We start from the raw sequence: 22,018 nt of genomic DNA, 5'->3' as shown, positions 1-22,018 counted from the left end.
GTGATGGCAAGGGAGGAGACAGATTTGGAAAACCTCGAAACAATGATTCAAAAGGGACAGAAACCCTATTATCGGCCTGATTTGGAACGTTTGCTGAACAATCTGGGCGTTACTGCCGGTGATACACTGATTCTTCATACCTCGCTCAAATCTTTTGGCTATCTGATCGGCGGGGCAGCGATGCTGATTGATACGGTGCTTAACTGCATCGGTCCGGAGGGAACGCTGGTGATGCCGTCTCAGTCGGTGAATAATATGAACCCGAAGTTTTGGCAGTATCCGCCGGTTCCTCAAGATTGGCACGATGATATACGGGAAACGATGCTGCCGTATGATCCGCAAAGAACTCCGGTAGATGATGCATTGGGAGCTGTTGTAGCTTATTTTTATCGTTACCCAAATGTACATCGAAGCGCACATCCATTATATTCATTTTGTGCTTACGGCAGGGATGCAGAAAAAATTGTGGAAAATCACCCTCTGGATTATGGGCTGGGTACTGGGTCACCACTGCAAAAATTATACGATGCAGGTGCTAAAATTCTGATGCTTGGTACAACTTTTGAAACAAATACATCCCTTCATTTAGCGGAATATTTTGCAAATCGTCCGGATATCGAAGAATCGGCTCCTGTTTTGGTGGACGGAAAGAAACAGTGGGTCTCCTTTAAAAATGTAGACCTTGATATTTTTGATGATTTTTTGGATGTGCAAAAAGAATTTTTCCAGAAATATGCCGATCAGATCAAACAATGTTCTTTACCAAATGGGGAAGCATATTGTTTTAGCATGAGGGATTGTGTGGACTTTGCAAAAGCATATTATCAGGTAAAAGGCTAAAACAGATATCAGGGCAGGATTTTTCTGTCGTGATGTTTGAGATAGAATGAATACTTCGACCAAAGATTTTGGATGAAAGGAGAAGCGTATGAGAAAAGAGTATATCGAAGCGGGAAAGATTGTAACCACTCATGGAATCAAAGGGGAAGTTAAGCTCTATCCATGGTGCGATGATCCGGATATGTTTTACGACATTGAAACGGTCTATCTGGACAGTAAAGGAACCAATCCAGTAAAACTGCAGGGAGTACGATATGCCAAGAACATGCCGCTGCTGAAGCTGGAAGGCTTTAACTCAATCGAGGAGGCGTCCAAGCTTCGCGATAAGATTGTTTATGTTCATCGCGATGACATCCCGATGGAGGAAGGCGAATATCTGATTCAGGATCTGATCGGTCTCAAGGTAATTGATGCAGACAAGGACACTGTCTATGGTGAATTGACTCAGGTCAGCCCTACCGGTGCAAACGATGTTTATCATATTCGTTTTGAAGATGGTAAGGAGAGATTGATTCCGGCCATTCCACAGGTAGTGCTGGAGATTGACCTGGAAAGCAACGTGATGAAAATTCGTCCGCTGGAAGGATTGTTTGACGATGAGGATTGATATTGCGACTCTGTTTCCGGAGATGTGCGAGACGGTTCTGAGTGAAAGTATCATTGGACGTGCCAGACGCGCAGGAAAACTGGAGATTCACTGCCACAATATCCGCGATTATACCAAGGATAAACACCGCAGGGTGGATGATACTCCCTATGGCGGCGGTAAGGGGATGCTGATGCAGACCGAACCAATCTATAACTGCTATCAGGCAGTGTGCGAAATGATCGGAGAAAAACCGCATGTAATCTATATGTCCCCAAAAGGAACGCCTTTTTCTCAAAAAAGGGCAGGGGAACTCAAAGCTTTAGCGAATATTTTTATCCTGTGCGGGCATTATGAAGGAGTAGACCAGCGTGTCCTTGACGAAATTGTCGATGAGGAAATCTCAATTGGGGATTATGTGCTGACCGGCGGTGAGCTGGGTGCACTGGTCGTTGCAGATGCAGTCGGAAGGCTTTGTCCGGGCGTATTGTCCGAGGAAGTTTGCTTTACCGAAGAAAGTCACTATGATGGACTGTTGGAATATCCGCAGTATACTCGTCCTCCGGTCTGGCATGACCGAGAAGTACCGCCGGTGCTGATCAGCGGTCACCACGCCAACATCCAGAAATGGCAGCGCGAGCAGTCCCTTGAGGAAACTGCAAAGAAGCGTCCAGATCTGCTGAAAAACGCAATGCAGCAGGGAAAACTTGACAAAAAGGAAATGGTGCGTGCACAGCAGCTTTTGGAAGGTATCGAGGAAAGATAACAGCGCATACATTAGTGTTGAGATGAGGCTTTGTTTGACAGAAAAGGAATATTTATTCTGTCTTTTCAGTGAAGCTGTATGAAAGTGTTTCTCAATTTATTTTGATAAAGTGTAAAAAAATACAAAACATTTGTCTCTGTATCAGACTTGTCTTTGTACTTTTTGAGCAAAAACAGTACGAAAAGGAACCCGCCAAAAGAACGACACATATTCTGTACTGAGGGATATGTATAAATTTGGGGGAGAAAAGATGTATATAGTGACAGGTATGTTGAAAACTTTGTAGTGAATACTGCCAAAGAGAATGTGAAATGGAACCGTTCATATAGAAAAGAAGCAGAAAATCAAAGCTCCATGTAAAAGAATAGCAAAATATGCGTTGACGAAAAGTCCCTTTGTGATATAATTAATTTGTGTCAAGAATCATGCAGGACGGACCATCCGGAATATTTTTTCGGTGAGATTTCTGGAACTGCGTTGATAACAATACTTTAAACATCTTAGAATAGGGGAGTAACTGAAATGTTTGTTAAAGAAGTAGTGGTACAGAACCAGGTAGGTCTTCATGCTCGTCCAGCAACATTCTTCATCCAGAAAGCAAATGAATACAAAGCTTCTATCTGGGTTGAGAAAGAAGACCGCAGAGTAAACGCTAAGAGCCTTCTGGGCGTTCTTTCCTTGGGTATCGTTGGTGGCACCACCATCCGCATCATCGCTGACGGTGCAGATGAGAAGGAAGCTGTTGAAAGTCTGGTAGAACTGGTAGAATCCGGTTTTGCTGAATAATCCACAGTAAGCTGCCAAAAGCTTCGGCGACGAATCAGTCGTATAGGAACCGAAAAGGTGTATCGGCCATTTTGGCTGATACACCTTTTTTGACATAGTGGAAAGGAGGAAAGATTGTGGACAATCCCAGATTGGATTACCTCAGGGATAAGGTAAAAAAACTGCCGTTTCAGCCAGGAATTTACATTATGAAGGATAAAAAGGGGCAGATCATCTATATCGGTAAGGCGAAGGCGCTGAAAAACCGTGTCAGCAGCTATTTCCGCAGTGTGGACAAACATACACCCAAGGTCTACCGCATGGTAGAGAATGTTTGGGATTTTGAATATATTGTGACCTCCAGTGAGTTTGAAGCACTTGTTTTGGAATGCAGCTTCATCAAGCAGCATTCCCCAAAATACAATATCCTCTTAAAAGATGACAAAGGGTACCATTATATCCGGATCGGCGGCGGGGAATATGGCAAAATCACAGCAAGCCACCAGCCGCTTAAGGATGGTGCGAGGTACCTTGGCCCCTATCTTTCCGGATATGTGGTCAAGCAGACGGTGGATGAGGTAAACAAGGTCTTCCTTCTGCCAACCTGCAACCGTAATTTTCCGCAGGAGATCGGAAAACAGCGTCCCTGCTTAAATTACCACATCAAACAGTGTATGGCTCCGTGCAGCGGAAAGATCAGCCCGGAGGAATATGCGGAGGCACTTGAAGAAGCGGTGAGCTTTCTCAAAGGTTCCAGCACCCAGATTCAAAAGGTGCTGACAGAAAAGATGATACAGGCATCGGAAAATCTCCAGTTTGAAAAAGCTGCCCGCTATCGGGACCGTATCCGAGCCATTCAGGGACTTCAGGAGAACCAGAAAGTGGTGTCCATCCGCTATGAAGAGGAGGATGTCATCGCTCTGGTGCAGTCTTCGATCAAATGCTGTGCCGTTGTTTTGCAGTTTCGGGATTATCGTCTGGTGGATAAGGAATATTTTATGCTCGACGAAATGGGAGAATTTTCCGAAGAAGCACTCTTTTCGGCGGATGAGCAAAAGAAAAATCAGGCTGCGGAAAAGGTGCTGCAGGAGATGCGTACCCAGTTTGTGCTCCGATATTATGATATGAAGGGCAGTGTTCCAAAATCGGTGGTTTTGGATGGACAGCCAAGCTGTCAGCAGGAACTGGAAGAATATCTCTCCAAAAAGGCAGGCAGAAGCGTTCAACTGTTAATCCCACAGAAGGGAGACCAGATGAAGCTGCTTTCTATGGCAAAGGAAAATGCCAGCCAGCAGATTGCCGAACAGACCCGCCGCACCAGTCGGGAAATTTCTGCATTGGACGAGCTTGCAAGGCTTTTAGGGCTGCAGAAGGTTCCAAACTATATTGAGGCATACGATATCTCCAATATCGGCAGCGAGACCATTGTAGCCGGTATGGTAGTGTTTGAGGGAGGACGCCCGCTCAAGGGAGCATACCGCAAGTTTTCGGTGCGTTCGGTACAGGGAAAGCCGGACGACTATGCTTCGATGCGGGAGGTCATTATCCGACGTCTGGAACGCTATTCCCAACACAAGGAAGAAGGAGTTGGCTTTGGTCATCTGCCGGATCTGATTTTGCTTGATGGTGGTCGGGGACATGTAGCGGCAGTCAAGCCGATTGTACAGCAGATGGGATTTTCCATTCCGGTGTTTGGTATGGCAAAGGATGACAGACACCGCACCAGAACCATCGCCACAGAGGATGGAGAACTGTCTGTTTCTTCCTTCCGCTCAGCGTTTGATCTGCTGACCAGTATTCAGGATGAGGTACACCGTTTCTCCATCACTTATTCCCGTCAGAAGCATGCAAGCCGCGCAATGGATTCGGTGCTGCGTTCAGTAGAGGGAATCGGCGAAAAGAGGGCAAAAAATCTTTTCCTGCGTTTTAGGACGCTTAAAGCGATGGAGGCTGCTACTTTAGAACAGCTGGAGGAGACACCAGGCATGACCCATCTGACCGCCTGCAATCTTTATCGTTATCTGCATGAAAAAACAAATGAAGCGTGCGGGGAAGAAACGGAAAATTAAGAAGCAGGAAAGTTTGTCCGGAAAAATTGACAAAGCACAGTTTTAGCATTGACAAATACAGGAAAAGTGAACATAATAAAGAGGAATCCAACAAGGACATCTTTCGAAATCAAAAATATAAAAACTTGTCCATAGAAAGGGAAATGATATGAGAGTTACCACAGGTCTTGCAAGAGGAAGAAATCTGGAAGCACCACAGGGGCTGGATACCAGACCATCTTCCGATATGACAAAGCAGGCGGTATTTAATATTATTCAGAATTATGTAGAGGGAGCTGTATTTGTCGACCTGTTTGCAGGTTCCGGACAGATGGGTATTGAAGCACTCAGCCGCGGCGCAAAGACTGCGATCTTTACCGATACCTCCAACAAAGCAATCGAAGTAATCAAGGCAAACCTCAAGCACTGTGGATTGATGGAACAGGCAAGAGTAGCTCAGATGGATGCAAAATCCTTTTTGCAGGGAGCATCCCAGAAGTTTGATATTGTCTTTCTTGATCCGCCATATCAGAAACAGATGATCGATGAAGTGCTGCCGATTCTGGTATCCAAAATGGCAGAGTCCGGTATTATTGTGTGCGAAACCGAGCGCAACGAACAGCTTCCAGAAGAAGCAGGAAACTTTGTGCGCCACAAGACCTATCTGTACGGCAAAGCGAAGATCACAGTATATCGTGAGCGTGAGGAGCAGGAGGAAGAATAATCAAATGCAGCAGGAAAGAATTGCAGTAGTCCCGGGAAGCTTTGATCCAATCACCAAGGGACACATGGATATTATCCGTCGTGCGCAGACTCTGTTTGATAAGGTTATCGTTCTAGTTGTAATCAATGCACTGAAAAATCCTTGTTTCTCGGTACAGGAACGTGTGGAATTGATTCGGGATTCTATTCAGGGAATTGACGGTGTGGAAGTGGACAGTTATGATGGACTGCTTGTAGATTATGTCAGGGATGCAGGTGCCTGTGCGATTGTTAAAGGACTGCGTGCAGTTTCCGACTTTGAATACGAGTTTCAGATGGCATTAATCAACAAAGAGTTGTATAATAAAGTAGAAACCGTTTTCCTGACCACCAGTGCAGAAAATCAGTACCTCAGCTCAAACGTGGTCAAACAGATCGCTTCTTTTGGAGGAGACATTCATCAGTTTGTTCCGGAAGAAGTACATGACCGTATTGTTCACCGTCTGGACAAAACCCGGCAATAGCAAAAGCAGGAACAGGAGGAATGTACGATGAATATTGATGAAATTTTGAATATGATCGACGACATGTTGGAAGAAGCATGGAGCCTTCCTTTTTCGGGAGGACGCTGCGTGGTTGACGCACAGAAGGTAAAAGAGTGCGTGGAAGATATCCGTCTGAATCTCCCAGGTGAAATTAAACAGGCAAAGATGATTGTTGCAGACCGCAACGATATTATCAAAACCGCAGAGCGTCAGGCAGAAACCACTCTGCGCAAAGCAGAAGAGCGTGCCAGAATGCTGATTGCTCAGGAAGAGATTGTCAAACAGGCACAGGAAAAAGCAGCTGACATCATCGCTCAGGCACAGATGGCTGCAAAGGAAATCCGCCGTGCATCTCACGAGTTCTCTGATTCGATCTTAAAACAGACAGAGGAAAACCTGAGCACTTCTCTGAAAAATGTTCGGGATACCCGTCAGGCACTGCGCAACGCAACCAGCAAATCAAAACAGATTCAGGTACAAAAAGAAGACTAAAAAAGTACAGCTTTCCCATTAATCTTTGGATTTGGGAAAAGCTGTTTTCTTTTTGAAAGGAGGTTATCATGAGTACCTCTGCATTAAAATGGACTGCACTTGTTTTGATGGTTTTGGATCATCTGGGAGAATTTTTCCCCGGACAGATTCCGTTGTGGTTTCGTTATCTGGGCAGAATGTCAGCACCGCTGTTTTTGTTCTGCCTTGCAGTTGGAATGCGTAAGACCCGAAGTCGGACAAGATATATCAAGCGGCTGTGGATTGGTTCGGCGGTGATGGGGAGTGGAAATCTTTTGCTGACGCTGCTTTATCCCAATGCCCCGGTTGCGGTCAGCAATAACATTCTCTCCACGATGGTGGTTATCGCAGTTCTAATTTGGATTTTTGAAAGCTTTGATGATAATTATCAACGGACCGACCGTCTCAAGCGTCCGGAAGCAGCACTGGGGATCTTTGCAGCAGTTCAGGTTCTGGTGATTGTGATGAGCAATCTGACATTAGGACAGGGAAAACAGTGGGCACGATTTATCAATGGACTGATCCCGAACATTGCTTTCTGTGAAGGGAGCATCGATGTTGTACTGTTGGGATTGATTCTTTATTTTTGCATGAACTCTTCCAAACGTCTCTGTATTGGGTATATCATCTATTGCGCATTGCAGCTGTATTCTTCTTTCAGTCGTTCGCTTTCCTATGGGCAGCTCAATTATATGGTGCAGTATTTTTATCAGTGGATGATGATTGGTTCCTTGCCGCTGATGCTTTTGTATAATGGCAGGAAGGGAAAAGGAAACGGAAAATTCTTTTATTTCTTTTATCCGGCACACATCTGGATATTCTTTCTTTTGTCTAATCTAATAGAGAAAACAAGATAAAAACGCTCCCGGTCAGGGAGCGTTTTCAACATTTGTTATGAGGAGGAATGATTATGAACCAAACAACAGGTTCTCTCTGGGTCGTTTATGCGCTGCTGTCGGCATTGTTTGCGGCATTGACCTCTATTCTGGCAAAAATCGGAATTAATGGAGTGGATTCCAACCTTGCAACTGCGATCAGAACGGTGGTTGTTCTGGTAATGGCTTGGGGATTGGTTTTTATGACCGGTGTACAGAAACAGATTTCCAACATTGGAGCGCGCTCCTGGCTGTTTCTGGTTTTATCCGGAATTGCAACTGGACTGTCCTGGCTATTTTATTACCGGGCGCTGCAGATGGGGGATGCAAGCAGGGTCGTACCGATTGACAAGTCCAGTGTGGTAATCAGCATGGTGCTGGCATTTGTTGTACTAAAAGAGCAGCTTACCTGGCAATCGATTGTGGGAGGTCTACTGATTACAGCCGGAACTTTTGTACTGATCTTGTAAGGTGTTTTGGCAATATCACAAAAAATAAACAAAAAAACAGGGAAATCACACTAATTTTTATAAAAACTATTGCATTATGTGCGATTTCCCGTTATCTTATAAGAGTAGAATTTATTTTATCGTTTTGCAATTTCTTTTGCAAACGGAACATTTTCTACGCAGAATTCCCGACCATCCAGATAAGAGAGGATTCCGCCGTCAGTCTGGAAAGCAAAACGCAGTTTGTAAGCGTACAAAGCCTGATAGGAATAGCCAAGACCTTTGTTTTGGGCATTGGTTCCGTATTTAGTATCGCCAACCAGAGGATGTCCGTAGAAAGCCATGTGAGCGCGGATCTGATGAGTTCTGCCTGTTTTGAGATCCACTTCCAAAAGGCTGAGCTTTCCGTTGGTTTCCAGTGTTTTGTAGCGGGTAATGATGGTTTTGCTGCCCGGTACCTGATTCCGATAGATTCGGACCTGATTGCGACTGCTGTCTTTGAGCAGAAAATCTTTTAAGGTTGCAGATTTTGGTTCTGGAACGCCGTGTACCAGACAGAGGTAAAGTTTCACAAGCTCCCGATCTTTGACCTTCTGGTTGAGGATGCGCAGGGACTGAGCGTTTTTGGCAGCGATTACAATGCCGCCGGTATTGCGGTCAATGCGGTTGCACAAAGCGGGAACGAAGCTGTTTTCCTGTTCAGGATCGTACTCTCCTTTCTCATAGAGATAGTGGAGGATGCGGTTGATCAGGGTATCGGGGGTGTTGTTATCATCCTCATGGACGACCAGACCGGGCTTTTTATCCACCAGCATGATATTTTCATCTTCATAGATGATATTGAGTGAGCTGGGCACCTTTAAAAATGCAAGGTCCTGGCGGCCTTCTCCGAAGAATTCGTCGTTGATATACAATTCTACAAGGTCTCCAGCCTGAAGCTTGTCCTGAGGCTGACAGCGTTTTTTATTGAGCTTAATCCGTTTTAATCGGAAATATTTATATAACAGATTGTTAGGGAGAGCAGGAACTGTTTTTTCGACAAACTTGCTGATCCGCTGTCCCGCATCATTTTGATTGATGGTAAACGATTTCATAGAACATACCTTTCTGCATCAAGAGCGGCTTGGTGTTTTGGAATGATTTGATTATAACATACCGATAAAATTTTGCAAGGAATGAAGGCATGTCAGAACAGATTCTGACAAAAAGGAAAGGAACGATGTGCTATCATGCAGCAGGAAAACAAAAATATCCATGAGGGACATCGCAAACGATTAAGACAGCGGTTTGATCAGGTAGGGCTGGATGGATTCAGCGAGCACGAGATTCTGGAGCTTATCCTGTTTCAGGTAATTCCACGCCGCGACACCAATCCTCTAGCACACGAACTGATCAATCATTTTGGAAACCTTGCAGAAGTGCTGGATGCTTCCAAAGATGAACTGATACAGGTCCCAGGGGTAGGAGAAGCGGTCGCTTCCTTTCTGTGTCTGTTTTCGGCAGTAAACCACTGGCAGAGAAAGCAGGGAGAGAAACCGGAAAAGGTGATCCTAAACACCTCGGCAAAGGCAGGAAGTTACCTGAGTGCCCGTTTCAGAGGACGCACAAAGGAGACTTTGATTATTCTGTGTATGACACCCGACCGACGGGTTTTGTACTGTGATGAGCTTGGGAGCGGGGTCGGTGACAGCGTCACAACCACCCTGCGTGAGGTGGCACGGCTATGCATGAAGAAAAACACACACGACATCATTCTGGCACACAACCATCCCAGTGGTTTGGTGCTGCCATCCAGAGAAGACATTACCATGACGAGACGCGCGCAGGATTTTTTAAAGGATATTGGAGTAAAGCTGCACGATCATTTCGTTATAACAGATGGAGAGTATTATTCCATGAAAGACCATAAGCTGTTTTAGCTTAAGGATAAAGCCCAAAGAGGCAAAAACTCCGCTTTACGGAGAAAAAGGAGGAGAACGATGATGAAAAAAACGATGACTATGTTACTCACAGCAGCAATGATTCTGTCAATGAGCGTAACCGCTTTTGCAGCAGAAGCAAAATACAGCGTTTCGGTTGATGATGATCTGCTGACCGTGAACAATGGGGAAACAAAGGCAACCTATCAGCTGGAGGACTCGAAGCTTTCTTTGAGTAAGAGCAATGATGGCGGTATCGCACTGTCTTTCCGCACAGAGGATGAGGGCGGCAAAAAGGTAACGCTTGGTGAACAGAAAGACGTCAGCATTTCCGGCGACATCGATTACCTCAACATCAGCCAGACACTGGATAAAGATTACACCATTCAGCTGGATGAAGATGCTGATATCAAAGAACTTTATTCGGATGGCAATGCCCAGATTAAAGTAGATGGAGAAATCAGCAGAGCATATCTGAGCTCGAGCGGTGCAAAATTGACAGCTAACAGCGGCAGCGATGTGGAAGTTGTTTATGCAAAAAATAAAAACAGCGTAAAAGGTCTGCTCAGCCATCGGGTAAAATCTTACGTAGAGCCACCAAAGATTGAAAGTGTTTCCTCTAATTATGATTATGACCGTTACTACTATTATGACGGCAGATATTACAGAAGAAGCGATTCGGATCTTGGCGTCAGCAATGTATATGACCGTGGAAGCAGTGTTCGTTTTTACTGTGATGTTTCTGGTGCAACAGTACGCTGGAACGGAGAAAAGATTGGTACCACAACCAAAGGAACCAATACCTTTGATGTAGGTCCAAACCGTTACTGGGATGATAAACTGACCATCTCCAAGGATGGATATGAAACCGATACCATCTATCTGGGTGACTACTATGACGACTATCATTACTATTCCTACCGCGACGGTGTTCGTTACTGGAGAGTTTATTAATCGTCCATTTTTAATTTGATTGATATTGTGAAAAAGGCAGCTTTTGGCTGCCTTTTTTGCTTAAATAGCACAGAAAAAGTCTACAATAAAAAAGAGATTTGGTAAGAGAACTGCTTTTGTTTGCAAAGTGAAAATATCGATTGACTTCACGTTTGCGTAGTGCTAAAATCATAGGAGATAAGAGAAGAAATCACGAAAATAAAAACGGGAAAGAAGGGAAGAAAATGCAGGAAGAAAAAGGATTTGAGCTGGTATCGGCCTATCAGCCGACTGGAGACCAGCCGCAGGCAATCCAGCAGTTGGCAGAGGGTGTTCTTCATGGAGACAAGGAACAGACGCTGCTGGGTGTTACTGGTTCGGGTAAAACTTTTACCATGGCCAATATTATCAAAGAAGTAAATCGTCCAACTTTGGTTCTGGCACACAACAAGACGCTGGCAGCACAGCTTTGTTCGGAATTTAAGGCGTTTTTTCCCAATAATGCGGTGGAATACTTCGTCTCCTACTACGACTATTATCAGCCGGAGGCCTATATCGCAAATACTGATACCTATATAGAAAAGGACAGTGCAATCAATGATGAGATCGAGAAGCTCAGACATTCGGCAACTTCGGCACTGTCCGAACGCAGGGATGTCATCATCGTTGCCAGTGTTTCCTGCATCTATTCGCTGGGTGACCCAATCGATTACCGCAACATGGTAATCTCGCTGCGTACCGGAATGCAGAAGGAGCGCGATGAACTGACCAAAAAGCTGGTCGAACTGCAGTATGAGCGCAATGATGTCAATTTCATCCGAAACAAATTCCGTGTGCGCGGGGATGTAGTGGAGATTTTTCCATCCTATGGAAGTGAAACAGCAATCCGCGTTGAGTTTTTCGGTGATGAGATCGACCGTATTTCAGAAATCAATGTGGTCACCGGCGAGGTAAAAAACGTGGTTTCCCATGTTGCAATCTATCCGGCATCTCACTATATCGTTCCAAGAGATAAGATGCAGAAGGCACTGACCGAGATTCGGGACGAGATGGAAGAAAGGATTGCTTACTTTAAGGCAAACGACAAGCTCATTGAAGCACAGCGCATCATGGAGCGTACAAACTACGACATGGAGATGCTGACTGAGATCGGTTTCTGTAAGGGAATCGAAAACTATTCCCGTGTTCTTTCAGGCAGGGCTCCGGGCAGCTGTCCTTATACCTTGCTTGACTATTTTCCGGATGATTTTCTGTTGTTCGTGGATGAGTCCCATGTTACCCTGCCGCAGGTTCGCGGAATGCATGCGGGGGATCAGGCAAGAAAGAAGAATCTGGTGGATTATGGATTCCGCCTGCCGTCTGCCTTTGATAATCGCCCGCTTACCTTTGATGAGTTTTACAGCAAACTCAATCAGGTGATTTTTGTCAGTGCGACTCCGGGACCTTTCGAGAAGGAAAAGAGCAAACGTATTGTGGAACAGGTCATCCGACCGACCGGATTGGTTGATCCGGAAATCGATGTTCGTCCGGTTGACGGACAGATTGATGATCTGCTGTCCGAAATCAATACCCGCGTGGAAAAGGGTGAGCGCGTGCTGGTAACTACCCTGACCAAAAAGATGGCGGAGGATCTGACCGGATATTTTGAAAACATGGGGGTCAAGGTGCGGTACATGCACCATGATATCGACACGATCGAGCGAATGGAAATTATCCGTGATCTTCGTCTGGGTGAGTTTGATGTCCTGGTCGGCATTAACCTGCTGCGTGAAGGTCTGGATATTCCGGAAGTTTCGCTGGTGGCGATTCTGGATGCAGACAAGGAAGGTTTCCTGAGAAGTGAAACTTCGCTGATTCAGACTATCGGCCGAGCAGCGAGAAACGCAAACGGTAAGGTTATCATGTATGCGGACTCGGTGACCGACTCGATGGAACGGGCAATCAGCGAGACCTACCGCCGTCGTGAGGTTCAGTTAAAATATAATGAGGAGCATGGAATTGTTCCGCAGACCATTAAGAAGGATGTACGGGAAATCCTGGAAATTTCCACCCGTGAGCATACCGATAAGCTGGGTAAAGGTAAGAAGCGCATGACCCAGACGGAACTGAGGGCTACCATTGAAAAGCTGACTGCCGAAATGAAGAGCGCGGCACAGATTCTGGAATTTGAACATGCTGCTTACCTGCGGGATAAGATCAAAAAGCTCAAGGAGCAATATACTGCAAATCCAAACCTGAAGATTATGAAGGAAGCGGACGAAAAAAATAAAAGCGGAAAACGAAGCAGAAAATAAAAGGGCAGAAAGCAGGTGAAAAAATGGAAGGTTTTGATATCGAAGTCTATATGCAGAAAATAAAACAGGAACTGCTCAATACCTTTGGAGATGAGCTGGTGTACCTTGGATTACAGGGGAGCTTTCGCAGAGGAGAAGCAAGGGAGAGCAGCGATATTGATGTTATGGTCATTCTGGAAGAGTTTACTGTCGAAAGAATGGCAGAATACCGCGAGATTTTAAAACGTGTGGGAAACTTTAACAAAAGCTGTGGATTTATCTGCGGAAGAAAAGAGATGAAAAACTGGAACCGTTTTGAAATCTGCCAGCTTTTGCACGAAACAAAAGATTATTATGGAACACTTTCCCAACTGGTGCCTGCATACTCCAGACAGGATGTGCAGGATTACCTGAAAACTGGAGCAGGCAATTTATATCATGAGCTTTGCCATCGCTATATTCATGCACCAGACACCCTGCAAGAGATACTTCCATTTTTATATAAAGGGACATTTTATCTGCTGCAAAACCGTCATTGGCTGAACACAGGAGAATATCTTCAGGACAGAACAGAACTTTTGACCTGTCTGAGTGGTCTGGATCAAATAGTTTTGCAGATTGGAATTAAGATGCGGGAAGGAATATCCTGCAAACAGGAGGAAGCCTTGGAAGCATTGTTTTTATGGTGCAGGGAGATTCTTTGGGAAGAAACACAGCAGAGACTTTGTGCAGATAGAAGAAAAACGATATTTGGGAGGACAGAATGAACGATAAAATCACGATTCATGGTGCAAGGGAACACAACCTGAAAAATATCGATCTGGAAATTCCAAGAGACAAGCTGATTGTCTTTACCGGACTTTCTGGTTCAGGAAAATCTTCCCTTGCTTTTGATACCATCTATGCGGATGGTCAGCGGCGTTATATGGAGAGCCTTTCTTCCTATGCGCGTCAGTTTTTGGGCATGATGGAAAAACCGGATGTCGATGAGATCAGTGGACTTTCTCCGGCAATTTCAATCGACCAGAAAACAACATCCAAAAACCCTCGTTCCACTGTTGGAACGGTAACCGAAATTTATGACTATCTGCGTCTTTTGTATGCACGAATTGGTATTCCGCACTGTCCGGTCTGCGGCAGAGAAATCCGTCAGCAGACAGTTGACCAGATGGTGGACAAGGTGATGGAGCTGCCGGAACGAAGCAAAATCCAGATTCTGGCACCAATTGTCCGCGGCAAAAAGGGAATGCACCAAAAAGAGTTTGAACGGGCTAAAAAATCTGGATATGTTCGTGTTCGGGTGGATGGAAACCTGTACGACCTTTCGGAAGAGATTACGCTGGACAAAAATAAAAAGCACAACATTGAAATAGTGGTGGATCGTTTGGTTGTGCGCGATGATATTCAGTCCAGACTGACCGACTCACTGGAAACAGCAATTGGGCTGACCGGCGGCTTGGTTGTTGTGGATGTTGTGGACGGGGAAGAGATGATGTTCTCACAAAATTATGCCTGTCCGGAACATAACATCAGTATTGAGGAATTAAACCCTCGTATGTTTTCGTTTAACAATCCATTCGGTGCCTGTGAAAAATGTACTGGCTTAGGTACCTTTATGAGCATCGACCCTGACTTGGTTATCCCGGATAAAAGCAAGTCCATTCGGGAAGGCGCAATTAAGGCAAGCGGATGGTACTATGCAGAAGGGGGAATCTCCCAGCTGTATTTCCAGAGCCTTGCAGACCACTATCATTTCTCTTTGGACACTCCGGTAAAAGACCTGCCAAAAGAGATTGTGGACATCCTTTTGTACGGAACCAAAGGCGAAAAGATCAAGATGGTGCGCGATACCGAGGATGTAAAATCCACCTATTATACTGAGTTTGAGGGAGTGGCAAACAACCTCGAACGTCGTTTCAGGGAGACTTCTTCCAACTGGATGAGGGAAGAAATTACTAACTGGATGAACTCGGTGGATTGTCCGCAGTGTCATGGCGACCGACTGAAAAAGGAGAGCCTGTCCGTTCTGATCGGTGGAATGAATATCAGCCAGCTTTGCCGACTGTCGGTAGCGGCAATGATCGACTTTTTCAATAACCTTCAGTTGACCGAAAAAGAGGAGATGATCTCCCATCAGGTCATCAAGGAGATTCGTTCCCGCTTAGAATTTTTAAAAAATGTTGGTTTGGATTATCTGACCCTCTCCAGAGCATCGGCAACTTTGTCGGGCGGAGAAAGTCAGCGTATCCGCCTTGCAACCCAGATCGGTTCTTCCCTCATGGGAGTTCTGTATATTCTGGATGAACCGAGCATCGGTTTGCATCAGCGGGACAATGACAAGTTGATCGACACCCTGCGTCATCTGCGCGACTTGGGTAATACCGTCATTGTGGTAGAGCATGATGAGGATACAATGTTTGCTTCAGACTACATTGTGGACATCGGTCCGGGCGCAGGTGTACACGGCGGTGAAGTTGTTTGTGCCGGTCCAGTCTATGAAATCATGGCTTGCGAACGTTCGATTACCGGTCAGTATCTGAGCGGCAGAAAGAAAATTCCAATTCCAGAAAAACGCAGAGAAGGCAATGGAAAGAAACTGACCATCAAGGGAGCAGCTCAGAATAACCTTAAAAATGTAAACGTTTCCATTCCGCTGGGAACCTTTACCGCAGTTACCGGCGTTTCCGGTTCGGGAAAATCGTCGCTAATCAACGAAATCCTCTATAAAGGTCTTGCAGCAGCGTTAAATCAGGCAAGAGAGCGTCCGGGAAAGCACAAGGAGATTGTGGGATTGGAAGAGCTGGATAAGGTAATTGAAATCAGCCAGAGCCCAATTGGACGTACCCCGCGTTCCAACCCTGCAACCTATACCGGTGTATTTACCGATATTCGTCAGTTGTTTGCACAGACAAATGAAGCAAAAACAAGAGGATATGACAGCGGAAGATTTTCCTTTAATGTGAAGGGCGGACGTTGTGAAGCCTGTGAGGGCGACGGAATCCTTCAGATCGAGATGCACTTTTTGCCGGACATCTATGTTCCGTGTGAGGTCTGCAAGGGAAAACGTTATAACCGTGAGACACTGGAAGTAAAGTATAAGGGAAAAAATATCAGCGATGTTTTGGAGATGACAGCGGAGGAAGCATATCTTTTCTTCGAAAATATCCCGAAGATCGCACGCAAGATGAAGACCCTGTGCGATGTTGGACTTGGCTATGTAAAGCTGGGACAGTCTGCAACAACTCTTTCCGGTGGTGAGGCACAGAGAGTAAAGCTTGCAACCGAACTTTCCAAACGTGCGACCGGACGAACCATCTACATTCTGGATGAGCCAACAACCGGACTGCATGCAGCAGATGTCCACAAGCTGATTGAAGTGCTCCAGACATTGGTGGACAGCGGAAATACAGTGGTAGTCATTGAGCATAATCTGGATGTCATCAAAACTGCCGATTATATCATAGATCTGGGACCGGAAGGCGGTGACAGGGGCGGCGAAATCATCGCGACCGGTACACCGGAACAGGTTGCGGAATGCGAAGGCTCTTATACCGGAAAGTATCTGAAAAAAGTACTGCTCAAAGGATAATTTCTCGACGCATTGACGCAGAAAAACGTTATAAACTGATATTTATTTGTCAGTTTTGTATCTTTACAATGATATACCTGTTTGGTACAATATTATGAGGAAAAGAAATTTAGAAAGGAAGATGTGAAATGTCCGCTGTTAAAATCACAGAAGGAATTTATTCCGTTGGAATCCAGAACCCAAATATGAGGGTGTTTGATATTGTAATGAAAACTGACTCCGGTACAACATACAATTCCTATGTTGTAAAGGGCAGTGAAAAGACCGCACTGATCGAAACCTGTCATGAAGGATTTTTCCATCAGTACCTTGAAAATATCAAAGAGGTTTGCCCTCTGGAAGAAATCGATTACATCATCATGAATCATAATGAGCCAGACCACTCCGGTTCGATGGCAAAACTTTTGGAACTGATGCCGAAAGCAAAAATCATTGCTTCTCAGGCAGGAAGTCTGTATCTGAAAAACATCACCAATCGCTGTGATCTGGATGTTCAGAAAGTAAAAGATGGAGAAACACTGGATCTGGGTGGAAGAGTTTTGACCTTCTTCTTTGCACCAAACCTGCATTGGCCAGATTCGATGTTTACCTGGGTAGAGGATGCAAAGACCCTGTTTACCTGTGACTTCCTGGGTTGTCATTACTGTGAACCATATACCTTTGATACCAATATCGCATATCCAAAGGCATATGATGCAGCACTCAAACTGTATTACGGAGCAATCTTTGGTCCATTTGCTTCCTTTGTACGCAAAGGTCTGGAAAAGATCAAAGCTCTGCCGGTACAGCCGGAGTTTATCTGCACCAGCCATGGTCCAGTTCTGACCAAAGCAGGCAGAATGGATGAGGTTATTGCAAACTACGAAGCATGGTCTGCACCAGTAGTCCATGAAGTTCCAGTAATTCCTGTATTCTATACCTCCGCTTATGGAAATACCGCAAAACTGGCTGAAAAAATCCGAGAAGGTATTCTGGAAGCAAAACCAAATGCAGAGTGTGTAACCTATGATATTATCGAGCACGATATGGACAAGCTGCATGCACTCATCAACGAATGTGATGCATTCGCAGTAGGAAGCCCAACACTCAACCGTGATGCAGTTCCACCGGTATGGAATCTGCTGGCAGGCATCGATGCAATCAACGCTGCAAAGAAACCAGCGTTGGTATTCGGTTCCTTTGGATGGACTGGTGAAGCTGTTGGAAACATTCAGACAAGACTGCTGGGTCTTAAGATGAATGTTTTTGAAGATGGTTTCAAAGTTACCTTTGTTCCAAGCGAAGAAGATCTGGAAAACGCAAAAGAATTTGGTAAATCCTTTGCTCTGAGCTTCTAATCACGCACAGCTTCTAACAGAGTATTAAAAACATTTTTAAATCAGACAATCCGGTTTAGATTCAGTCTAAACCGGATTTTTTCTTTCTGAAACAAGAAGAAAAAATCAGTGCAGCTGATGGGCAGAACAAAATATATGTCTTAGCTAATTGGCAAATGCAGTAAGATACTTTCATTTTTTCATGACAAATTTACAAAAAACAGGTATAATAAATCTGAAACACAATAAACTGTACTGTTTCATAAAAACCAAAGAAAACAGGGAAAGAAGGAATTTGGAATGAAAGTACTGTTGTTAAACGGAAGTCCTCACGCACAGGGATGCACCTATACCGCACTTTGTGAAGTAGCAGGAGCTTTGGAAAAGAACGGTATTGAAACCGAGATATTCCACATTGGAACAAAACCGATTGCGGGATGTATTGCTTGCGGATCTTGTCTCAAAACAGGAAAATGTGTGTTTGACGATGGTGTCAACGAGTTTGTGGAAAAGGCAAAACGGGCAGATGGCTTTATTTTTGGTTCACCGGTTTATTATGCAAATGCATCCGGTCAGATCAGCGCCTTTTTGGATCGTACCTTCTACGGGAAATCCGCGATTTTTGAAGGAAAGCCTGGAGCTGCTGTAGTAAGCTGCCGTAGAGCAGGTTCCACAGCATCTCTTGACCAGCTGAACAAGTACTTTACCATCTCCGGTATGCCAGTAGTTTCCTCTCGTTATTGGAATATGGTTCATGGCAACACACCGGATGAGGTACGCCAGGACAAGGAAGGATTGCAGATCATGCGCACATTGGGAAATAATATGGCATGGCTGTTAAAATGTATTGAACTGGGCCGCGAAAATGGGGTTTCTTTCCCGGAAAAAGAACCAGCTCAAAAGACAAATTTTATCCGATAAGAAAAAAGGTGCAGTAATCAACTGCACCTTTTTTGATGCTGTTTAGAATCAATCTCGACAAATTTTTCTTGACAAGAGGGAAATCCATGCTTATAATTAGTTTGTCAATCTAATTAAAAATAACAAATGTTACTTTTTATAAAGCAAATCAGTCTGAAAGGAAAACTGACATGAAACCGTTTGAAGAGCAGCTTAATGCTGTGATTGTAGATACCTACCGTTCCATTTTAAAGGTGGAAGAGACAATTTTAAAGCGTTCGGATAAAATTGATCTGACCATCAATGAGATGCACCTGATCGAATCAGTGGGGAAAGGAAAAAACAAACAGAGAACCATTTCGGAAATTGCGGAGGATCTGGGAATCACCCTGCCATCGGTTACAGTGGGAATCAACAAGCTGATGAAAAAGGGATATGTGGAAAAAATCCGAAGCGAAGAGGATGCCCGCATCGTCTATGTTTCTTTGACCCGTATGGGGAAGAAGATCGACTCGGTTCATCGGTACTTTCATGAGTCGATGGTGCGCAGCATTATTCGGGACATGAGCGAAGAGGAACAGCAGGCTCTGTATAAAGGAATCATGAAGTTGGATCAGTTTTTAAAAGAGCAGCTGGGCGAACCTTTGGACCGATAACAACAACGAAACGAGGCGATAGCATGTTTAAAATACTTTCAACCGCAAGTGCGCTTCCAAAATGCCGCAAGACCAATGACGATCTTTCGACCTTTCTGGATACCAGCGATGAGTGGATCAGCCAGAGAACCGGAATTCGGGAAAGAGCCGTCTGCACCGATGAAACGCTGACCGATTTGCTGACACAGGCTGCCGATCAGGCGCTGGAACGGGCAGGAATCACAGCACAGGAACTGGATTTGATTTTGTGTGCAACCATCCGCGGAGATTATATCACACCATCTCAGGCGTGTGTTATCCAGAAAGAAATCGGTGCGAGCTGTCCGGCAATGGATATCAGTGCAGCATGTACGGGATTTATCTATGCACTGGATGTGGCAGCAGGATATTTTGCAAGAAAGAAAGTAAAAAAAGTTCTGGTACTTGCAGGAGACTGTATGACCAGAATGATGGACTGGAGCGATCGTTCCACCTGTGTACTGTTTGGCGACGGAGCAGGAGCAGTTGTTTTGGGCGAGGGAGAAAACCTGATGGCCATTCAACTGACAGCAAATGGAAATGTTGATGTACTCAATATCCCGCATGTGGGTGGAGACAGTCCGTTTGACAAGCTTCCAAAAAATCAGAGCTATCTTTCCATGAACGGAAAAGAAGTATACAAATTTGCAGTTTCATCAATGTATCGGGATGTTCAGATTGTATGTGATCAGGCTGGTGTGAAGGTGGAAGATGTTGACTGGATTGTACCGCATCAGGCAAATCTGAGAATCATAGAAGCTGCAGCTCACAAGTTAAAGGTTTCTGGAGAAAAATGCTTGACCGGCATTGAAAATCTGGGAAATACCTCAGCTGCAAGTATTCCGATTGTTTTGGACAGAGCAAATACCGAAGGCAAGTTTAAAGCAGGCGATCTTCTGGTACTGACCGCATTTGGTGCAGGTCTTACTACCGGAGCCTGCGTGTTAAGATGGTAATTATCCGCTCAAGGATAAATATAAAATAATTTTTCTTTTTAAAATCAGGAGGAAACAATTTATGGTACTGGAGAAAGTAATCGATATTCTGGCAGAATACAAAGAATGTGATGCAAACGAAATTCACGAAGATTCCACTCTGGAAGAACTGGAACTGGACAGCTTGGATACCGTTGATCTGATGATGACCTTTGAAGATGAGTTCGGCATTCAGATGGAAATGAGCGAAGACATCAAAACTGTTGGTGATATCGCAAAAGCAATCGAAGAACAGACAAAATAGTTTTGCCAATCCGGGTTCCCGAAAACAATCGGGAACCCGAACTACAGGCTGTACAGAAGCGAAACGGAAGAAAATACATCTTCGCCGTCTGGCTTTTGCACAGCCTAGAATATGAGAAAGGAAACGATGAACGATGATCAAAACAGAACTTTGCGAACTTTTAAATATCAAATACCCGATTTTTCAGGGAGGCATGGCATGGATTGCTGACGCATCTCTGGCAGCAGCAGTCAGCAATGCTGGCGGACTGGGAATCATTGCAGCAATGAATGCAAATGCAGACTGGCTCCGCGAGGAAATCCACAAGGTAAGAACCATGACAGATAAACCATTTGGTGTCAACATCATGCTGATGAGCCCATTTGCTGACGAGGTATCTGACCTTGTTGTTGAGGAAAAAGTTCCGGTTGTTGTTACTGGAGCAGGTAACCCTGGAAAATATATGAAGAAATGGGTAGAAGCAGGCATTAAGGTGATTCCGGTCGTTGCATCCACAGCAATGGCAAGATTGGTAGAAAGAAGCGGTGCTACTGCAGTTGTTGCAGAGGGCGGAGAATCCGGCGGACATATCGGCGAACTGACCACTATGACCCTGGTTCCACAGGTTTGCGACGCAGTTAAGATTCCAGTTCTTGCAGCAGGCGGTATTGCAGACGGTAGAGGAATTGCAGCAGCATTGATGCTGGGTGCCTGTGGCGTACAGTGCGGAACACGCTTTTTGGTTGCAAAGGAATGTACCGTACATCAAAATTATAAAAACAAGATTTTGAAAGCGAAGGATATCGATACAATCGCAACTGGAAAACGTCTGGGTCATCCGGTACGTTGTCTGAAAAACCAGTTTACCCGTGAACTGTTTAAACAGGAATACAATTCCAATATCAGCGACGAGGAACTGGAAAAGATGGGTGCAGGTGCTCTGCGCAAGGCTGCTAAGGAAGGCGACGAGAAAAACGGAAGCTTCATGGCAGGTCAGTGCGCAGCAATGGTACATAAAGAACAGACCGCACAGGAAATGATTGAAGAAATGTTTGCACAGGCAGAAGAAATTTTGAATCAGGCGAACCGTTTCTGCAAATAGGAGGAAAA

The 22,018-nt window shown here is 44.9% G+C and carries 21 protein-coding genes and 1 pseudogene; 21 read left to right on the top strand and 1 reads right to left on the bottom strand.

Going from position 1 to position 22,018, the window contains the following annotated elements; translation table 11 throughout:
* Positions 1–24 precede the first annotated feature (24 nt).
* The 10 genes and pseudogenes from BQ5375_RS13385 (at position 25) to BQ5375_RS13340 (ending at position 8,107) form a co-directional block, all read left to right on the top strand.
* Positions 25–840 carry an AAC(3) family N-acetyltransferase gene (locus BQ5375_RS13385; RefSeq protein WP_022133705.1) on the top strand — a complete coding sequence of 272 codons (816 nt, stop codon included), beginning with the start codon at positions 25–27 and terminating at the stop codon, positions 838–840.
* A gap of 88 nt (positions 841–928) precedes the next feature.
* Complete coding sequence (gene rimM / locus BQ5375_RS13380) at positions 929–1,447, top strand: ribosome maturation factor RimM (protein ID WP_022133706.1); 519 nt, start codon at positions 929–931, stop codon at positions 1,445–1,447.
* Entirely contained in the window at positions 1,437–2,192 is a 756-nt protein-coding gene (trmD, locus tag BQ5375_RS13375) for a tRNA (guanosine(37)-N1)-methyltransferase TrmD (RefSeq protein WP_022133707.1), read from the top strand. Before rimM ends, trmD begins: the two co-directional genes overlap by 11 nt.
* A gap of 522 nt (positions 2,193–2,714) precedes the next feature.
* Complete coding sequence (locus tag BQ5375_RS13370; protein ID WP_022133708.1) at positions 2,715–2,978, top strand: HPr family phosphocarrier protein; 264 nt, start codon at positions 2,715–2,717, stop codon at positions 2,976–2,978.
* A 116-nt stretch (positions 2,979–3,094) separates the two neighbouring features.
* Complete coding sequence (gene uvrC / locus BQ5375_RS13365) at positions 3,095–5,026, top strand: excinuclease ABC subunit UvrC (protein ID WP_143529494.1); 1,932 nt, start codon at positions 3,095–3,097, stop codon at positions 5,024–5,026.
* A gap of 136 nt (positions 5,027–5,162) precedes the next feature.
* Positions 5,163–5,729: pseudogene (gene rsmD, locus BQ5375_RS13360) on the top strand (16S rRNA (guanine(966)-N(2))-methyltransferase RsmD); the annotation flags it as partial.
* 4 nt (positions 5,730–5,733) lie between these two features.
* Positions 5,734–6,231 (top strand): pantetheine-phosphate adenylyltransferase, encoded by a 498-nt coding sequence (coaD, locus tag BQ5375_RS13355; RefSeq protein WP_076918066.1) that lies wholly within the window; start codon positions 5,734–5,736, stop codon positions 6,229–6,231.
* A 27-nt stretch (positions 6,232–6,258) separates the two neighbouring features.
* Positions 6,259–6,744, top strand: a complete 486-nt coding sequence (locus BQ5375_RS13350; RefSeq protein ID WP_022133712.1) for a hypothetical protein — start codon at positions 6,259–6,261, stop codon at positions 6,742–6,744.
* A gap of 68 nt (positions 6,745–6,812) precedes the next feature.
* Complete coding sequence (locus BQ5375_RS13345; RefSeq protein WP_022133713.1) at positions 6,813–7,619, top strand: TraX family protein; 807 nt, start codon at positions 6,813–6,815, stop codon at positions 7,617–7,619.
* A gap of 53 nt (positions 7,620–7,672) precedes the next feature.
* A complete protein-coding gene (locus BQ5375_RS13340) occupies positions 7,673–8,107 on the top strand; it encodes an EamA family transporter (RefSeq protein WP_076918065.1) in 435 nt (144 codons plus the stop codon).
* Positions 8,108–8,223: 116 nt separating this feature from the next.
* Here BQ5375_RS13340 and BQ5375_RS13335 read toward each other — a convergent pair whose 3' ends face one another.
* Positions 8,224–9,180: an RluA family pseudouridine synthase gene (locus tag BQ5375_RS13335; protein ID WP_022133715.1), complete on the bottom strand. Its 957-nt coding sequence runs from the start codon at positions 9,178–9,180 to the stop codon at positions 8,224–8,226.
* A 135-nt stretch (positions 9,181–9,315) separates the two neighbouring features.
* On the opposite strand from BQ5375_RS13335, the gene BQ5375_RS13330 reads away from it, so the two are divergent.
* The 11 genes from BQ5375_RS13330 (at position 9,316) to fabK (ending at position 22,010) form a co-directional block, all read left to right on the top strand.
* Complete coding sequence (locus tag BQ5375_RS13330; protein WP_022133716.1) at positions 9,316–10,005, top strand: JAB domain-containing protein; 690 nt, start codon at positions 9,316–9,318, stop codon at positions 10,003–10,005.
* Positions 10,006–10,065: 60 nt separating this feature from the next.
* Complete coding sequence (locus tag BQ5375_RS13325; RefSeq protein WP_022133717.1) at positions 10,066–10,959, top strand: hypothetical protein; 894 nt, start codon at positions 10,066–10,068, stop codon at positions 10,957–10,959.
* A gap of 224 nt (positions 10,960–11,183) precedes the next feature.
* Entirely contained in the window at positions 11,184–13,232 is a 2,049-nt protein-coding gene (uvrB, locus tag BQ5375_RS13320; RefSeq protein WP_083687633.1) for an excinuclease ABC subunit UvrB, read from the top strand.
* Between the two features lie 23 nt (positions 13,233–13,255).
* Positions 13,256–13,978, top strand: coding sequence for a nucleotidyltransferase domain-containing protein (locus BQ5375_RS13315; RefSeq protein WP_022133719.1), 723 nt, complete (start codon positions 13,256–13,258; stop codon positions 13,976–13,978).
* The gene (uvrA, locus tag BQ5375_RS13310; RefSeq protein ID WP_022133720.1) at positions 13,975–16,800 is read left to right on the top strand and encodes an excinuclease ABC subunit UvrA; all 2,826 of its coding nucleotides are present in this window, start codon (positions 13,975–13,977) and stop codon (positions 16,798–16,800) included. Before BQ5375_RS13315 ends, uvrA begins: the two co-directional genes overlap by 4 nt.
* A gap of 128 nt (positions 16,801–16,928) precedes the next feature.
* Positions 16,929–18,137: an FprA family A-type flavoprotein gene (locus tag BQ5375_RS13305; protein ID WP_022133721.1), complete on the top strand. Its 1,209-nt coding sequence runs from the start codon at positions 16,929–16,931 to the stop codon at positions 18,135–18,137.
* Positions 18,138–18,416: 279 nt separating this feature from the next.
* Entirely contained in the window at positions 18,417–19,037 is a 621-nt protein-coding gene (locus BQ5375_RS13300) for a flavodoxin family protein (protein ID WP_022133722.1), read from the top strand.
* A 170-nt stretch (positions 19,038–19,207) separates the two neighbouring features.
* Positions 19,208–19,672, top strand: coding sequence for a MarR family winged helix-turn-helix transcriptional regulator (locus tag BQ5375_RS13295; protein WP_022133723.1), 465 nt, complete (start codon positions 19,208–19,210; stop codon positions 19,670–19,672).
* Between the two features lie 23 nt (positions 19,673–19,695).
* Positions 19,696–20,646: a beta-ketoacyl-ACP synthase III gene (locus BQ5375_RS13290; protein WP_022133724.1), complete on the top strand. Its 951-nt coding sequence runs from the start codon at positions 19,696–19,698 to the stop codon at positions 20,644–20,646.
* A 61-nt stretch (positions 20,647–20,707) separates the two neighbouring features.
* Positions 20,708–20,929: an acyl carrier protein gene (locus BQ5375_RS13285; RefSeq protein WP_022133725.1), complete on the top strand. Its 222-nt coding sequence runs from the start codon at positions 20,708–20,710 to the stop codon at positions 20,927–20,929.
* A gap of 133 nt (positions 20,930–21,062) precedes the next feature.
* Positions 21,063–22,010: an enoyl-[acyl-carrier-protein] reductase FabK gene (fabK, locus tag BQ5375_RS13280; protein WP_022133726.1), complete on the top strand. Its 948-nt coding sequence runs from the start codon at positions 21,063–21,065 to the stop codon at positions 22,008–22,010.
* Positions 22,011–22,018: the final 8 nt, after the last annotated feature.

The sequence above is a fragment of the Negativibacillus massiliensis genome (genome assembly GCF_900148495.1).
Taxonomy (GTDB): Bacteria; Bacillota; Clostridia; order Oscillospirales; family Ruminococcaceae; genus Negativibacillus; species Negativibacillus massiliensis.
The sequence above is the reverse complement of the archived record's forward strand: the minus strand, read 5'-3'. Positions and strand labels throughout refer to the sequence as shown.

Coding starts and splice junctions, on each gene's coding strand:
- BQ5375_RS13285 (WP_022133725.1), top strand. CDS start 20,708: ATGGTACTGGAGAAAGTAATCGATATTCTGGCAGAATACAAAGAATGT.
- uvrB (WP_083687633.1), top strand. CDS start 11,184: ATGCAGGAAGAAAAAGGATTTGAGCTGGTATCGGCCTATCAGCCGACT.
- BQ5375_RS13345 (WP_022133713.1), top strand. CDS start 6,813: ATGAGTACCTCTGCATTAAAATGGACTGCACTTGTTTTGATGGTTTTG.
- BQ5375_RS13290 (WP_022133724.1), top strand. CDS start 19,696: ATGTTTAAAATACTTTCAACCGCAAGTGCGCTTCCAAAATGCCGCAAG.
- trmD (WP_022133707.1), top strand. CDS start 1,437: ATGAGGATTGATATTGCGACTCTGTTTCCGGAGATGTGCGAGACGGTT.
- BQ5375_RS13305 (WP_022133721.1), top strand. CDS start 16,929: ATGTCCGCTGTTAAAATCACAGAAGGAATTTATTCCGTTGGAATCCAG.
- uvrA (WP_022133720.1), top strand. CDS start 13,975: ATGAACGATAAAATCACGATTCATGGTGCAAGGGAACACAACCTGAAA.
- BQ5375_RS13315 (WP_022133719.1), top strand. CDS start 13,256: ATGGAAGGTTTTGATATCGAAGTCTATATGCAGAAAATAAAACAGGAA.
- rimM (WP_022133706.1), top strand. CDS start 929: ATGAGAAAAGAGTATATCGAAGCGGGAAAGATTGTAACCACTCATGGA.
- BQ5375_RS13370 (WP_022133708.1), top strand. CDS start 2,715: ATGTTTGTTAAAGAAGTAGTGGTACAGAACCAGGTAGGTCTTCATGCT.
- coaD (WP_076918066.1), top strand. CDS start 5,734: ATGCAGCAGGAAAGAATTGCAGTAGTCCCGGGAAGCTTTGATCCAATC.
- BQ5375_RS13340 (WP_076918065.1), top strand. CDS start 7,673: ATGAACCAAACAACAGGTTCTCTCTGGGTCGTTTATGCGCTGCTGTCG.
- fabK (WP_022133726.1), top strand. CDS start 21,063: ATGATCAAAACAGAACTTTGCGAACTTTTAAATATCAAATACCCGATT.
- BQ5375_RS13335 (WP_022133715.1), bottom strand. CDS start 9,180: ATGAAATCGTTTACCATCAATCAAAATGATGCGGGACAGCGGATCAGC.
- BQ5375_RS13295 (WP_022133723.1), top strand. CDS start 19,208: ATGAAACCGTTTGAAGAGCAGCTTAATGCTGTGATTGTAGATACCTAC.
- BQ5375_RS13350 (WP_022133712.1), top strand. CDS start 6,259: ATGAATATTGATGAAATTTTGAATATGATCGACGACATGTTGGAAGAA.
- BQ5375_RS13325 (WP_022133717.1), top strand. CDS start 10,066: ATGATGAAAAAAACGATGACTATGTTACTCACAGCAGCAATGATTCTG.
- BQ5375_RS13300 (WP_022133722.1), top strand. CDS start 18,417: ATGAAAGTACTGTTGTTAAACGGAAGTCCTCACGCACAGGGATGCACC.
- BQ5375_RS13330 (WP_022133716.1), top strand. CDS start 9,316: ATGCAGCAGGAAAACAAAAATATCCATGAGGGACATCGCAAACGATTA.